The sequence below is a fragment of the Micromonospora musae genome (assembly GCF_003626545.1).
GTDB classification, from domain to species: domain Bacteria; phylum Actinomycetota; class Actinomycetes; order Mycobacteriales; family Micromonosporaceae; genus Micromonospora; species Micromonospora musae.
The window spans coordinates 136088-149431 of the sequence record NZ_RAZS01000009.1 but is presented as its reverse complement, the minus strand read 5'-3'; the positions used below and the strand labels follow the sequence as shown (position 1 = coordinate 149431).

The following is a 13344-nucleotide window of genomic DNA, read 5'->3' as shown; positions in this document are numbered from 1 at the left end:
CGCGCCCTACCTTGTCACACCCGGTCAGCACCGTCGGGCTGCGCCGGGCGGTCGGGGCGCACTCAGAGCACAACGCCCGGCGACCGGAATCCATGCCCGCCGGGGAGAACCGGCCGTAACGTCCGGGGTACCCGGACAGGACCGCCCGGACCGGCGGCCCGGGTAGCCGCAGACAGGGCGGTCCCGGGAGGGAGATCGACTCGGGCTCCTTGAAATCGCGGTGTCCGGGCGCGCGGGACACCCCGACATCCAGGAAGCCGAGTTGATCAGCCCGACCGTCGACGCCGGGCCCGGCCACCCAGACGGCGCACCCGGTCTGCCGCCGGTCGGCGGCGGAGCCCCCGGGGATGCCGCCGCTCAGGCGGTGGCGCGCACCAGGTCGACGAAGTAGCGGTGCAGCCGCGCGTCGCCGGTCAGCTCGGGGTGGAACGAGGTGGCGAGCAGGTTGCCCTGCCGCACCGCGACGATCCGCCCGGCCGAGGGGCCGTCGGCGACCTGGCCGAGCACCTGCACGCCCTCGCCGACCCGCTCCACCCACGGCGCCCGGATGAAGACCGCGTGGAACGGATCGCCCGCGATGCCGGTGATCGTCACCGGCGCCTCGAACGAGTCGACCTGCCGGCCGAACGCGTTGCGCCGGACGGTCATCGAGATGCCGTCGAACCCACGCTGGTCGGGGCGGCCGTCCAGCACCTCGGTGGCGAGCATGATCATGCCGGCGCAGGAGCCGTAGACCGGCATCCCGCCGACGATCCGCTTGTCGATCGGCTCGCGCAGCTCGAAGACGTCCACCAGCCGGCTCATCGTGGTGGACTCGCCGCCGGGAATCACCAACCCGTCGACGGCCTCCAGTTCCCGGGGGCGGCGCACCGGGACGGCCTGCGCGCCCGCCGCGGTCAGCGCCGCGACGTGCTCGCGTACGTCGCCCTGGAGGGCGAGCACCCCGATCACGGGTGTCCCACTCATCGCACCGCTCCTTCCGGGCTCCGGGTGCGCGGGGCCCCCAGCGAGGGGCCTCCTCCCACCGTCACCAGCCGCGCTCGGCCAGGCGGTGCGGCTGCGGGATCTCGTCGACGTTGATGCCGACCATCGCCTCGCCGAGGCCCCGGGAGACCTTCGCCAGCACGTCGGGGTCGTCGTGGAAGGTCGTCGCCTTCACGATCGCGGCGGCCCGCTGAGCCGGGTTGCCGGACTTGAAGATGCCCGAACCGACGAAGACGCCCTCGGCGCCGAGCTGCATCATCATGGCCGCGTCGGCCGGAGTGGCGATCCCACCGGCGGTGAAGAGCACCACCGGCAGCTTCCCGCTCTCGGCGACCTCCTTGACCAGCTCGTACGGCGCCTGCAGCTCCTTGGCCGCGACGTAGAGCTCGTCGGCCGGCAGGGAGCTCAGCCGACGGATCTCCTGGCGGATCTTGCGCATGTGGGTGGTGGCGTTGGAGACGTCACCGGTGCCCGCCTCGCCCTTGGAGCGGATCATCGCGGCGCCCTCGGTGATCCGGCGCAGCGCCTCACCCAGGTTGGTCGCGCCGCAGACGAAAGGCACGGTGAACGACCACTTGTCGATGTGGTTGCTGTAGTCGGCCGGGGTCAGCACCTCGGACTCGTCGACGTAGTCGACACCGAGTGCCTGGAGGATCCGCGCCTCCACGAAGTGGCCGATGCGGGCCTTGGCCATGACCGGGATGGAGACGGCGTCGATGATCCCCTGGATCATGTCGGGGTCGCTCATCCGGGCCACGCCGCCCTGGGCGCGGATGTCCGCCGGCACCCGCTCGAGCGCCATCACCGCGACCGCGCCGGCGTCCTCGGCGATCTTGGCCTGCTCGGCGTCGACCACGTCCATGATCACGCCACCCTTGAGCATCTCGGCCATGCCCCGCTTGACGCGGGCGGTGCCGACGACGGGGCTGCCGCCGGTGTTCTGGGGGGTGTTCTCGGGCATGGGTTATCGCTCCTCGGAGGGCGCTCAGGGGGTGACAGCGGAAAGGCTACGCCCGGCTCAACGCCGCTCCGACAGCCAATCAGACCCACGGTGGCCTGCACTGTGTCCGCCGTCACCGGCGCGTACGAGGGGTTGACGACTCATCGTCCGCCTGCGCCGACCGTCCGGTTCCGGCACTGATGACGGGTGCCGCTCAGCCGGTGGGGACGTCGGCCGGAACCGTCAGGATCGGGTCGTCGATGTCGAAGTACCGCGGCCACTCCCGGCCACGTCCCATCCGCAACAGGCGCACCAGCGTACGGCCGCGCACCGCCCGCGCGTCGCGGACCAGATCGGTGTGCACCTGCCGGGCCAGGGCGAGGCGACGGCTGGCCGCGACCACCGCCTCGCAGTCCGGGTCCACGGGGTCGAGCTGAACCGCCCGCAGCTGCCGGGTCAGGTCGTTCTCGGCCGCCTCCCGCTCGTCCGGATGCGCGTCGAGGGCGATCCGCGCCGCCGCGTACAGCTCGACGCCGTAGCGCCGCTCGGCCAGCACCGCGGCGGCCGCCGCCCGGCGCAACAGGTGGGCGTCGAGCGCCCGGGCCGCCGACTGCGCGCGGGCGTGCAGCCGCTCGACCCGACCGGCGGTCCAGACGAGATACGTCGAGACGAGCCCGACGAGCACGATCGCGCCCACCGCCCACCACATGCCCGGCATCGTAGTGCTGCTCCGTTCCCGTCCCGCCGGGCCCGGTCGGCCGCGGCGATCTGATCACGTTCCCGGGCGCCGGCTCAGCCGGGTCCCACCCACTCCTCGTCGATGACCCGACCGTCGGTGGCCTCGATCGCCGCCGCGTACACCTCGAGCACCCGCCGGGCCACCACAGGCCAGTCGTAGCTCGCCACCACCTGGTCACCACAGTCGGTCAGCGTGGCCCGCGCCGCCGCGTCGTCGAGCAGGTCGACCAGCGCGTCGCGCAGCGCCACCGGGTCGCCGGTGGCAAAGAGCCGGCCGGCCCGGCCGCCGTCGAGCACCCGGCGGAACGCGTCGAGGTCGCTGGCGACCACCGTGGTGCCGGCGGCCAACGCCTCCGTGAGAATCATGCCGAACGACTCGCCGCCGGTGTTCGGCGCCACGTAGAGGTGGACGCTGCGCAGCATCCGCGCCTTCTCCTCCTCGGACACCAGGCCCAGGAAGGTCACCCGGTCGCGCAGCCCCGCGGGAAACTGCCCGAACAGGTCGTCCGGGTCGCCCGGGCCGGCCACCAGCAGCCGCAGCCCGGGGCGGCTCGGGGCCAGGTCGACGAAGGCGTCGCGCAGCACGGAGAAGCCCTTGCGCGGCTCGGTGAAGCGGCCCAGGAAGCCGAGCGTCCCGCTGGTGCCCGGCCCGCACTCCCCCGGCCAGCCGGGCAGCGGCTCGGCGTGGGCGAACTTGGCGACCGCCACCCCGTTCGGGATCTCCACGGCTCCGCCGTCCATGTGCTCCACCTGGACCTTGCGGGCCAGCGCGCTGACCGCGATCCGGGCGGTGATGCGTTCCAGCACGATCTGGAGCACGCCCTGCGCCGCGGCCAGCGCCCGGGACCGGGTCATCGCCGTGTGGAAGGTCGCCACCACCGGCCCCCGCGCCGACAGGACCGCGAGCAGCGACAGGCTCAACGTCAGCGGCTCGTGGACGTGCAGCACGTCGAAGTCGCCACGGGTGATCCAGCGTCGTACCCGGGCGGTGGAGACCGGACCGAACGCGATCCGGGCCACCGAACCGTTGTACGGCAGGGGAACCGCCCGCCCGGCCGGCACCACGTACGACGGCAGGGGCGAATCCTCGTCGGCCGGGGCGAGCACGCTGACCTCGTGGCCGAGGGCGATCAGCGCCTCGGCGAGGTCCATGACGTGGTTCTGCACCCCGCCCGGAACATCGAAGGAGTACGGGCACACGATGCCGATCCGCACGTCATCGCCCTCTGTCCGCGCCTACCGCGCTCCGCTGGTCGAGCCACATGCGTTGCAGCATGTGCCAGTCCTCCGGGTGGCGGGCGATGCCCGCGGCGAACTCGTCGGCGACGCGCTGGGTGAGCGTCCGGACGCGCTGGTCGAGCGGGCCCTCCTCCGGGTCCGGCACGGCTACCGGGCCCTTGAGCGCCGCGCAGGCCCGCTCCGGCTCGAACCACATCGAAGCCACGTAGAGCGGCGCCCCGGTACGCAGGGCCAGCAGGGCCGGCCCGGCGGGCATCCGGGTGCGGGCGCCGAAGAAGTCGACCTCCACCCCGCGGGCGGAGAGGTCCCGGTCGGCCAGCAGCGGCACCACCGCGCCGGCCCGCAGCCGGTCGACCAGTACGTCGAACGCGGGCCGCTCGCCGCCGCGGTTGGGCAGGATCTCCATGCCCAGGCTCCGGCGGAAGGCCAGGAACCGCCCGTAGACGCCGTCGGACTCGAGCCGCTCGGCGACGGTGGTGATCGGCCAACCGTTGGCGGCCACCCAGGCGCCCGCGGCGTCCCAGTTGCCCGCGTGCGGCAGCGCGACCACCGCGCCAGTGCCGGAGGCCACGTCCGCCGCGAGCTTCTCCGCACCGTCCAGCCAGAAGGTGGCCAGGATCTGCTCGCGGCTCAAAGACGGCAGCCGGAACGCCTCCAGCCAGTAGCGAGCGTACGAGCGCATACCCCGCTTGACCAGGTCGTCGAGCTCGGCCTCGGGCAGTTCGGGCCCGACCACCCGGCGCAGGTTCGCGCGCAGTCGGGTCGTACCCGCGCCGCCCCTGCGGGCCGCGCGGTCCGCGCCGGCCCGGAACGCCGCCGCCACCACGGGCCGCGGCAGCGCGCGCACGACCCGCCAGCCGGCGACGTAACCGAGCTCGGTGAGATTCACCCGTTCGCACCCGGCGCGGGGAGCTGCCGCGCCTGCCGGTAGACGTGCCGCATCCGCTGCCCGACCGTGAAGATCGACACGGCGGCGAGCAGCCAGAGCGCGATCTGCAGCGCCATCGGCACACCGAACCCGGTGAGCAGGCCGCCGACCCCGACGATCAGCAGCCGCTCGGTGCGCTCGGCGATGCCCACGTTGCTGGTCATGCCGAGCCCCTCGGCCCGGGCCTTGACGTACGAGACGACGCTGCCGGCCGCGAGACAGATCAGGGCGGCGGCCACCCCGGCGTGGTCGCCCTCGGTGGCCAGCCAGTACGCGACCGCGCCGAAGACGGCGCTGTCGGCGATCCGGTCCATGCTCGAGTCGAGGAAGGCACCGAACCGGGTCGAGCCGCCGCTCATCCGGGCCATCGTGCCGTCGAGGAGGTCGGTGAGCGCGAAGACCGTGACGATCAGCGCGCCGGCGACCAGGTCACCGCGGGCGCCGAAGCCGAGCGCGCCGACCAGTACGCCGATGGTTCCGGTCACGGTGACCGCGTTGGGAGTGACGCCCGCCCGAAGCAGGCCGCGTGCGATTGGCTCGACGACGCGGGTCATCCCCGCGCGGGCCGACACTTGGAAGATCTTCGCCATGGCGGTCCCACGATAACGGTCCACCCAGGTGCGGCGATACGGGCCGGTCAGCGTGGCGGCGCGGCGAGGCTTGTGCCCGCTCGGGAACGGGTGTCTGATCGGGTCAGGAAGGTGACTCAGGTCACCTGCTCGCCCGTCCGAGTCCCGCTGTGCAGCAGCCCACCGGAGGATATCGCCGCGCACCTGCCCCGGGCCGCTGTCCCGTCGCGCGCGGCGGTTCGCCACCACCACCGGCTGAGGGAGGTGCGCCCGATGGCGCAGAAGAGTCAGGAGAAGGGTCACACCGGCGTCACGCCGGTGGCGACGGAGCCCGGCAGGGTTCGCAACGTCGTGCTCGTCGGGCACTCCGGCGTCGGCAAGACGACTCTGGTCGAGGCGCTGCTCAGAGCCAGCGGCACGATCGATCGCGCCGGCGCGATCACCGACGGCACGACCGTCTGCGACCACGACCCCGCCGCCGTACGCCAGCAGCGGTCGGTGAGCCTGGCCTGCGCGCCGCTGCTGCACGAGGGCATCAAGGTCAACCTTCTGGACACCCCGGGCTACGCCGACTTCGTGGGTGAGCTGCGCGCCGGGCTGCGGGCCGCCGACGCCGCGCTCTTCGTCGTCTCCGCGGTCGACGGGATGGACGCGGCCACCGCGGCGCTCTGGGAGGAGTGCGCCGCGGTGGACATGCCCCGGGCGGTCGCGGTCTCCCGGCTGGACCACCCCCGCGCCGACTTCGACGAGGCGGTGGCGCTCTGCCAGCGCGTCTTCGGCGACAACGTGCTCCCGCTCTACCTGCCGATGCTCGGCGACGACGGGGTCTCCACCGTCGGCCTGCTCAGCCTGATCACCCGCCGGGTCTTCGACTACACCGGCGGGCTGCCCGCCGAGATCCGGCAGCCGGACCCGGAGCACCTGCCCGCCATCGTCGAGCCCCGCGACGAGCTGATCGAGGGGATCATCGCGGAGAGCGAGGACGAGTCCCTCATGGACCGTTACCTCGAGGGCGAGGAGATCGGCACCGACGTGCTCATCGACGACCTGGAGAAGGCCGTCGCCCGGGGGCACTTCTATCCCGTGATTCCGGTCTGCGCGGAGACCGGCGTCGGGCTGGACACCCTGCTGGAGGTGCTCACCGCCGCCTTCCCCTCGCCGCTGGAGCACGAACTGCCCGTGGTGACCGGCGTCGACGGCGCACCGCGTCCACCGCTCACCTGCGACCCGGACGGACCGCTGGTCGCCGAGGTCGTCAAGACCACCATCGACCGGCACGTGGGGCGGGTCTCCCTGGTACGGGTCTTCTCGGGCACGCTCCGCCCCGAGCAGGTCGTGCACGTCTCCGGGCACGGTCTGGCCGAGCGTGGGCACCCCGACCACGACGCCGACGAGCGGGTGGGGCACATCTTCACCCCGCTCGGCGCCGCCCTGCGGGAGGTGTCGGCCTGCGTCGCCGGGGACATCTGCGCGATCACCAAGTCGGGTAGCGCGGAGACCGGCGACACCATCTCCGCCAAGGAGAACCCGCTGCTCATCGCGGCCTGGGAGATGCCCGAGCCGCTGCTGCCGGTGGCCGTCGTGGCGAAGAGCCGGTCGGACGAGGACGCGCTGGCCCGCAACCTGTCCCGGCTGGTCGCCGGGGATCCGACGCTGCGGCTGGAGCGCAACCCGGAGACCCACCAGCTCGTGCTCTGGTGCATGGGCGAGGCGCACGCCGACGTACTGCTCGACCGGCTGCGCGCCGGTGGCGTCGCGCTGGACACCGAGCCGGTGCGGGTGGCGCTGCGGGAGACGTTCGGCAGCCCGGCCCGGGGCCACGGGCGGCACGTCAAGCAGTCCGGCGGCCACGGCCAGTACGCCGTCTGCGACATCGAGGTGGAGCCGCTGCCGCGCGGCGCCGGCTTCGAGTTCGTGGACCGGGTGGTCGGCGGTGCGGTGCCGCACAACTACATCCCGTCGGTGGAGAAGGGCGTACGGGCCCAGATGGAGCGAGGGGTGGTCGCCGGCTATCCGGTGGTGGACCTGCGGGTGACCCTCGTCGACGGCAAGGCGCACAGCGTCGACTCCTCCGACGCCGCGTTCCAGACCGCCGGGGCGCTGGCCCTGCGGGACGCCGCCGAGAAGGCCCAGCCGACCCTGCTGGAGCCGGTCGACGAGGTGACCATCCGCGTGCCGGACTCCTCGGTCGGCGCGGTGCTGGGCGACCTCTCCGGCCGGCGCGGCCGGGTGTTGGGCACCGAGTCGGATCCGGAGAGCGACGGGCGGAGCCTGGTCCGCGCCGAGGTGCCCGCCACCGAACTGCTCCGCTACGCCGTGGAGCTGCGCTCGATGACGGCCGGCACCGGCACCTTCCGGCGCAGCTTCGTGCGCTACGACCCGATGCCGGCCCACCTCGCCGAGCAGATCCGCAAGGAACACCCCACCCCGTAACCCCCACCCCGCCCTCCCCCCTCCCCCGCGCCCTGGCAGCGCCTCGTTCACGGAAAGAGTGGCTATTTCCGCTGGGATAGCCACTCTTTCCGTGAACGAGTGGCCGGGGCGGCCCGAAGGGGGGCGGGGGGTGGGGTTGGGGGTTAGGGCTGGGTGGCGGGGGCGGTGGGGCTGGGGCGGCCGGGGTGGTCGGCGTGCCGCAGGGCGGCGCTGCGCAGGGCCGCGAGCTGGCGCTCCACCTCCGCGAACTGGTCCGGCGCGAGCGGCCCGTGGCGCAGCGCGGCGGCGTTCTCCTCCACCTGGGCGACGGTGCGGCAGCCGGGAATCGGGATCGTCCGCCCGCTGCGCGCCCAGATCCAGCCGAGCGCGCCCTGCGCCAGCGTGCGCCCGTCGGCGGTCAGCGCGTTCCGCACCGCCGCCACCCGACGCAGCCACTCCGGCGCCGGCCGGCCGCCGCGGAACCACTCCAGCCAGCCCGGGGCGAGTCCGCGTACGTCGTCGCGGGGCAGCGTCGAGGTGGCCGTGTACTTGCCGGTCAGCAACCCCATCCCGAGCGGCCCACGGTTGATGCTGGCCAGGTCGTACTTGTCGCAGACGGTCAGCAGCTCGGGCGCGTCCCGGAGCACCGAGAGGGAGTGCTGCACCGCCGTCGCGCCGGGAGCGGAGTGGCCGAACGTCTGGGCCCGGTCGGGCCGGTCGGTGCTCCAGCCGTACGACCGGATCAGCCCCTCGGCGACCAGCTCCTCGAGCGTGCCGATGAGGGCCTCCGCGCGCGGCACCGACAGGTCGGCGAGGTGCAGCTGGTACAGGTCGATCCGGTCGGTGCCGAGCCGGCGCAGCGAGTCGGTGACCGCCCGGCGCAGGTACCCGGGCGAGGCGTCCTCCCCCGTCGCCTGCCGGGTCGCCTCGTCGAAGGTGTAGCCCCACTTGGTGGCGATCACCGCCTCGTCGCGTCGACCGGCCAGCGCGCGCCCGAGGAGCCGCTCGCCGTGCCCCGCGCCGTACGTGTCGGCGGTGTCGAAGAGCGTCACGCCCAGGTCGAGGGCCCGACGGACCGCCCGGATCGACTCGTCGTCGTCGACGGCGCCCCAGCCGAGCGGCTGGACGCCCTCCGCCCACGGGCCGCTGATCGCCCAGCAACCCATCCCCAGCGCGCTGACCTCAATGCCGCTGCGCCCCAGGGTTCGCGTCGTGACTGCCACCGGCAGATCGTGTCACCTCCAGCGCCCACGAACGCAAGAAGGGGCGATACCCGCCGGTTGCCTCCCGTGCCCGAGGAGGTGTTCCCCGCGCTGCCGTCCGGGCGGAGGACCCGGGCCGGTCGGGGTACGGCCGGTTTCCGGCGCACCGCCGATGCGCGATGATCGGTCACATGCGACGGCTCGGGGTGGACATCGGCGGCGTGATCATCCAGCCGTCCGACGACGACGCGGACACCTCCTTCTTCGGCGACCACTACCTGCGTACCCCGCAGGTCACCGGGGCGTTCGACGCCCTGGCCGCGCTGACCGGCGGCTTCGACGAGGTGCACCTGGTGAGCAAGTGCGGCGAGGACACGCAGCGGCGGACCGTCGAGTGGCTGGCGCACCACGACTTCCACGCCCGCACCGGGGTCCCCGTGCGGCGGGTGCACTTCTGCCGTACCCGACCGGCGAAGGCCCCCATCGCCCGGCGGCTCGGGCTGACCCACTTCGTCGACGACAAGCTCGAGGTGCTGAGCTACCTCGACTCGGTGCCGCACCGGTTCCTGTTCCGTCCCCGGCCCGCCGAGGTGGCCGCGCACGTGGCGCACCTGCCCGGCGTGCACCGGGTGGAGGGCTGGCCGGAGCTCGTCACGGCGCTGCGTGGCAGCTGACCGGCGTACGCCGGGACCGGCCGGCCCGCTCCGGACGGCGGGCCGACCGGGGAACCGGGCGGGGCGGGCCGCCGAGGGCCGGGTGCGGTCAGGACGGCCAGGCGCGGGCAAGCAGCTCGCGGGTGTCGCCGAGCAGCTGCGGAAGGACCTTGGTACGCCCGATCACCGGCATGAAGTTCGCGTCGCCGCCCCAGCGCGGCACCACGTGCTGGTGCAGGTGCGCGGCGATGCCGGCGCCGGCCACCCCGCCCTGGTTCATGCCGAGGTTGAACCCGTGCGCGTTGCTGACCTTGCGGATCACCCGCATCGCGGTCTGGGTGAACTCGGCCAGCTCGACGGTCTCCGCCTCGTCCAGCTCGGTGTAGTCGGCCACGTGCCGGTACGGGCAGACCAGCAGGTGACCCGGGTTGTACGGGTAGAGGTTGAGCACCGCGTACACCCGTGCGCCCCGCGCCACCACCAGGCTCTTCTCCGGCGGGGCGTGCGGGGCCCGGCAGAACGGGCAGCCGCTCGGCTCCTCGTAGCCCTCGGCCGGGCGGTCGTCGCCCGAGATGTAGGTCATCCGGTGCGGCGTCCAGAGCCGCTCCAGGCCGTCGGCCATTCCGTCGCTGTCCGTGTGCCGCTCCGCCCCAGTCACAGAGGCGATCCTACGGACTCTTCGGGCTCTGTTGGTGGCTGCGTCCGGCGCACCGGCCACGAGCGGAATGTCCGCTGTTCAGGAACGCGTCAAATGGAAGTTGTTGACGAGGCGCGACCTAGATCTGAAACTTCCATGCATTCATGTTCTTACATGTAGCGATGGAGGACCCCCTGTGATCCGACGAATCGGCACACTTCTCGCGGCCGTCACGCTGACCCTCGTCAGCACCGTGGCCGGTGTCACCCTCACCGCGGGCGCAGCGCACGCCGACGGCTGCTACACCTGGGGCCGCACCCTCTCCGAGGGGATGTCCGGCGAAGACGTGCGGCAGCTGCAGGTCCGCGTCGCCGGCTACCCGGGCAACGGCGCCGTGCTCGGCATCGACGGGGCGTACGGCCCCGCCACCCGCGCCGCAGTGAGCCGCTTCCAGCAGGCGTACGGGCTGTCGGCCGACGGGATCGCCGGACCGCAGACGTTCAACCGGATCTACGCATTGCAGGACGACGACTGCACCCCGGTCAACTTCAGCTACGCCGAGTTCAACGACTGCAACAGCGACTGGTCCGGCGGGGCGGTCTCGGCCAGCACCGCCCGGTTCAACGCCCGGGTCTCGATGTGGAAACTCCAGGCGATGCGGCACGCCCTGGGCGACCAGCAGATCGTCGTGACCAGCGCGTTCCGCAGCTACGCCTGCAACAACGCCGTCGGCGGATCGTCGACCAGCCGGCACCTCTACGGCGACGCCGTCGACCTGGGGGCCGGGCCGCACTCGCTGTGCCGCCTCGCCCAGCAGGCCCGCAACCACGGCTTCAACGAGATCCTCGGCCCCGGCTTCCCCGGCCACAACGACCACACCCACGTCGCGCACAAGGCCAGCCGCACCTGGTCCGCACCGAACTGCGGCATCTGAGACTCGACGCAGGTAGCCGGGTGAGCTGCCCCGGAGGGGTCCTCGCCGCGCGGGCGGGGACCCCTTCGACAGCTCGGCGCTACAGCTCGGCGGAGGGGCCGATGTTGGTACGGGAACCGACCACGTCGAGAACGTGGGTCACCGCCTCCGACATCGACACCCCGTTGCGCTGCGACCCGTCCCGGTAGCGGAACGACACGGTACCGGCGGCCACGTCGTCGTCACCGGCGATCACCATGAACGGGATCTTCTGCTGCTGCGCCGTACGGATCTTCTTCTGCATCCGGTCGTCACCCGCGTCCACCTGGGCGCGGATCCCCTCGGCGCGCAACGCGGCCACGAAGCCGTGCAGGTAGTCGGTGTGGTCCTCGCGGATCGGGATGCCGACCACCTGCACCGGCGCCAGCCAGGCCGGGAACGCGCCCGCATAGTGCTCGGTGAGCACCCCGAAGAACCGCTCGATCGAGCCGAAGAGCGCGCGGTGGATCATCACCGGCTGCTGCCGGGTGCCGTCGGCGGCCTGGTACTCCAGCCCGAACCGCGCCGGCTGGTTGAAGTCGACCTGAATCGTCGACATCTGCCAGGTCCGGCCGATGGCGTCCTTCGCCTGCACCGAGATCTTCGGCCCGTAGAAGGCCGCGCCGCCCGGGTCGGGCACCAGTTCGAGGCCCGACTGCTCGGCGGCGCTGCGCAGCGCCTCGGTGGCCTCCGCCCAGTCCTCGTCCGCGCCGATGAACTTCGGCGAGTCGTCCCGGGTGGAGAGCTCCAGGTAGAAGTCGTCCAGGCCGTAGTCCCGGAGCAGGTCGAGCACGAAGGTGAGCAGGGTGACCAGCTCGCCGGCCATCTGCTCCCGGGTGCAGTAGATGTGCGAGTCGTCCATGGTCAGGCCACGGACCCGGGTCAGCCCGTGCACCACCCCGGACTTCTCGTACCGGTAGACGGTGCCGAACTCGAACAGCCGCAGCGGCAGCTCCCGGTAGGACCGCCCGCGCGCTTTGAAGATCAGGTTGTGCATCGGGCAGTTCATCGGCTTGAGGAAGTAGTCCGCGCCCTCCAGCTGGATGGGCGGGAACATGGTGTCCGCGTAGTAGGGCAGGTGACCCGAGGTCTCGAAGAGGTGCCCCTTGGTGATGTGCGGCGTGTTGACGAACTCGTAGCCCGCATCCTCGTGCCGGCGGCGGGAGTAGTTCTCCATCTCCCGGCGGATGATGCCGCCCTTGGGATGGAAGACCGCGAGGCCGGAGCCGATCTCGTCCGGGAAGCTGAACAGGTCGAGGTCCGCGCCGAGCTTGCGGTGGTCGCGCCGGGCGGCCTCCTCCAGCAGCTTCAGGTACGCCTTCAGCCCGTCCCGGGTCGGCCACGCGGTGCCGTAGACCCGCTGCAACTGCGGGTTCTTCTCCGACCCCCGCCAGTACGCGGCGGCCGAGCGCATCAACTTGAACGCCCCGATGAGCCGGGTGTTGGGCAGGTGCGGACCACGGCAGAGGTCCGACCAGCAGACCTTCTCCTCGTTCGCGGCGAGGTTGTCGTAGATGGTCAGCTCGCCCCCGCCGACCTCCATCACCTCGGAGGAGTCCAGCCCCTCGCCCTTGACGTCGATCAGCTCGAGCTTGAACGGCTCGTTGGCCAGCTCGGCCCGCGCCTCGTCCAGGCTCGCGAACCGGCGCCGCCGGAACCGCTGGCCCGACTTGATGATCTCCTGCATCCGCTTCTCGAGCTTCGACAGGTCGTCGGGCTGGAACGGCTTCTCGACCGCGAAGTCGTAGTAGAAGCCGTTCTCGATCGGCGGCCCGATGCCGAGCTTCGCCTCGGGGAAGACGTCCTGCACGGCCTGCGCGAGCACGTGCGCGGTCGAGTGGCGGAGCACGTTCAGCCCGTCCGGCGAGTCCAGGCTGACCGGCTCGACCGAGACGTCGGTCGCCGGTCGCCAGTCCAGGTCGTGCAGCCGGCCCTCGGGATCGCGGACCACCACGATCGCCTTCGGGCCGTTCATGGGCAACTCGGCCGCGGCCACCGCGTCGGCCGCCGTCGTCCCGGCGGCGACGACGACGGGGTCGGCCACGGCGGGGGTACGGGGTGCGGACACGGTGACTCCTCGCAGCAGACGG

The 13344-nt window shown here is 72.6% G+C and carries 12 protein-coding genes; 3 read left to right on the top strand and 9 right to left on the bottom strand.

The window, feature by feature from the left end:
* Nucleotides 1–357 precede the first annotated feature (357 nt).
* The 6 genes from pdxT to pgsA form a co-directional block, all read right to left on the bottom strand.
* A complete protein-coding gene (gene pdxT / locus D7147_RS23910; protein WP_120681405.1) occupies nt 358–966 on the bottom strand; it encodes a pyridoxal 5'-phosphate synthase glutaminase subunit PdxT in 609 nt (202 codons plus the stop codon).
* 61 nt (nt 967–1027) lie between these two features.
* Nucleotides 1028–1945, bottom strand: a complete 918-nt coding sequence (gene pdxS, locus D7147_RS23905; protein ID WP_120681403.1) for a pyridoxal 5'-phosphate synthase lyase subunit PdxS — start codon at nt 1943–1945, stop codon at nt 1028–1030.
* Between the two features lie 193 nt (nt 1946–2138).
* Nucleotides 2139–2642: a hypothetical protein gene (locus D7147_RS23900; protein ID WP_120681401.1), complete on the bottom strand. Its 504-nt coding sequence runs from the start codon at nt 2640–2642 to the stop codon at nt 2139–2141.
* Nucleotides 2643–2716: 74 nt separating this feature from the next.
* Nucleotides 2717–3877: a glycosyltransferase family 4 protein gene (locus D7147_RS23895; protein WP_120681399.1), complete on the bottom strand. Its 1161-nt coding sequence runs from the start codon at nt 3875–3877 to the stop codon at nt 2717–2719.
* Nucleotide 3878: 1 nt separating this feature from the next.
* Nucleotides 3879–4790, bottom strand: coding sequence for a phosphatidylinositol mannoside acyltransferase (locus D7147_RS23890; protein WP_120681397.1), 912 nt, complete (start codon nt 4788–4790; stop codon nt 3879–3881).
* The gene (pgsA, locus tag D7147_RS23885) at nt 4787–5419 is read right to left on the bottom strand and encodes a phosphatidylinositol phosphate synthase (RefSeq protein ID WP_120681395.1); all 633 of its coding nucleotides are present in this window, start codon (nt 5417–5419) and stop codon (nt 4787–4789) included. The genes D7147_RS23890 and pgsA overlap by 4 nt, the downstream gene beginning before the upstream one ends.
* Before the next feature lie 252 nt (nt 5420–5671).
* Between pgsA and D7147_RS23880 the strand changes: the two genes are divergently transcribed.
* Nucleotides 5672–7831 carry an elongation factor G-like protein EF-G2 gene (locus tag D7147_RS23880; protein WP_120681393.1) on the top strand — a complete coding sequence of 720 codons (2160 nt, stop codon included), beginning with the start codon at nt 5672–5674 and terminating at the stop codon, nt 7829–7831.
* 143 nt (nt 7832–7974) lie between these two features.
* On the opposite strand, the gene D7147_RS23875 is transcribed toward D7147_RS23880, so the two are convergent.
* Nucleotides 7975–8976: an aldo/keto reductase gene (locus D7147_RS23875; protein WP_199734257.1), complete on the bottom strand. Its 1002-nt coding sequence runs from the start codon at nt 8974–8976 to the stop codon at nt 7975–7977.
* A gap of 227 nt (nt 8977–9203) precedes the next feature.
* Here D7147_RS23875 and D7147_RS23870 point away from each other — a divergent pair, with 227 nt between their 5' ends.
* Nucleotides 9204–9686, top strand: coding sequence for a hypothetical protein (locus D7147_RS23870; protein ID WP_233563372.1), 483 nt, complete (start codon nt 9204–9206; stop codon nt 9684–9686).
* A gap of 88 nt (nt 9687–9774) precedes the next feature.
* Here the strand turns inward: D7147_RS23870 and D7147_RS23865 are convergent, their stop codons facing one another.
* The gene (locus D7147_RS23865; RefSeq protein ID WP_199716496.1) at nt 9775–10287 is read right to left on the bottom strand and encodes an HIT family protein; all 513 of its coding nucleotides are present in this window, start codon (nt 10285–10287) and stop codon (nt 9775–9777) included.
* Between the two features lie 211 nt (nt 10288–10498).
* Here D7147_RS23865 and D7147_RS23860 point away from each other — a divergent pair, with 211 nt between their 5' ends.
* On the top strand, nt 10499–11236 hold the full coding sequence (locus tag D7147_RS23860) for a D-Ala-D-Ala carboxypeptidase family metallohydrolase (RefSeq protein WP_233563370.1): 738 nt from the start codon (nt 10499–10501) through the stop codon (nt 11234–11236).
* A gap of 79 nt (nt 11237–11315) precedes the next feature.
* On the opposite strand, the gene thrS is transcribed toward D7147_RS23860, so the two are convergent.
* Nucleotides 11316–13322 carry a threonine--tRNA ligase gene (thrS, locus tag D7147_RS23855; protein WP_120681383.1) on the bottom strand — a complete coding sequence of 669 codons (2007 nt, stop codon included), beginning with the start codon at nt 13320–13322 and terminating at the stop codon, nt 11316–11318.
* Between the last annotated feature and the right edge of the window lie 22 nt (nt 13323–13344).

Excerpts from the sequence above, each read along its gene's own strand:
- pdxT (WP_120681405.1), bottom strand. The coding sequence starts at position 966 with ATGAGTGGGACACCCGTGATCGGGGTGCTCGCCCTCCAGGGCGACGTA.
- pdxS (WP_120681403.1), bottom strand. The coding sequence starts at position 1,945 with ATGCCCGAGAACACCCCCCAGAACACCGGCGGCAGCCCCGTCGTCGGC.
- D7147_RS23900 (WP_120681401.1), bottom strand. The coding sequence starts at position 2,642 with ATGCCGGGCATGTGGTGGGCGGTGGGCGCGATCGTGCTCGTCGGGCTC.
- pgsA (WP_120681395.1), bottom strand. The coding sequence starts at position 5,419 with ATGGCGAAGATCTTCCAAGTGTCGGCCCGCGCGGGGATGACCCGCGTC.
- D7147_RS23880 (WP_120681393.1), top strand. The coding sequence starts at position 5,672 with ATGGCGCAGAAGAGTCAGGAGAAGGGTCACACCGGCGTCACGCCGGTG.
- D7147_RS23875 (WP_199734257.1), bottom strand. The coding sequence starts at position 8,976 with ATGGGTTGCTGGGCGATCAGCGGCCCGTGGGCGGAGGGCGTCCAGCCG.
- D7147_RS23870 (WP_233563372.1), top strand. The coding sequence starts at position 9,204 with ATGCGACGGCTCGGGGTGGACATCGGCGGCGTGATCATCCAGCCGTCC.
- D7147_RS23865 (WP_199716496.1), bottom strand. The coding sequence starts at position 10,287 with ATGGCCGACGGCCTGGAGCGGCTCTGGACGCCGCACCGGATGACCTAC.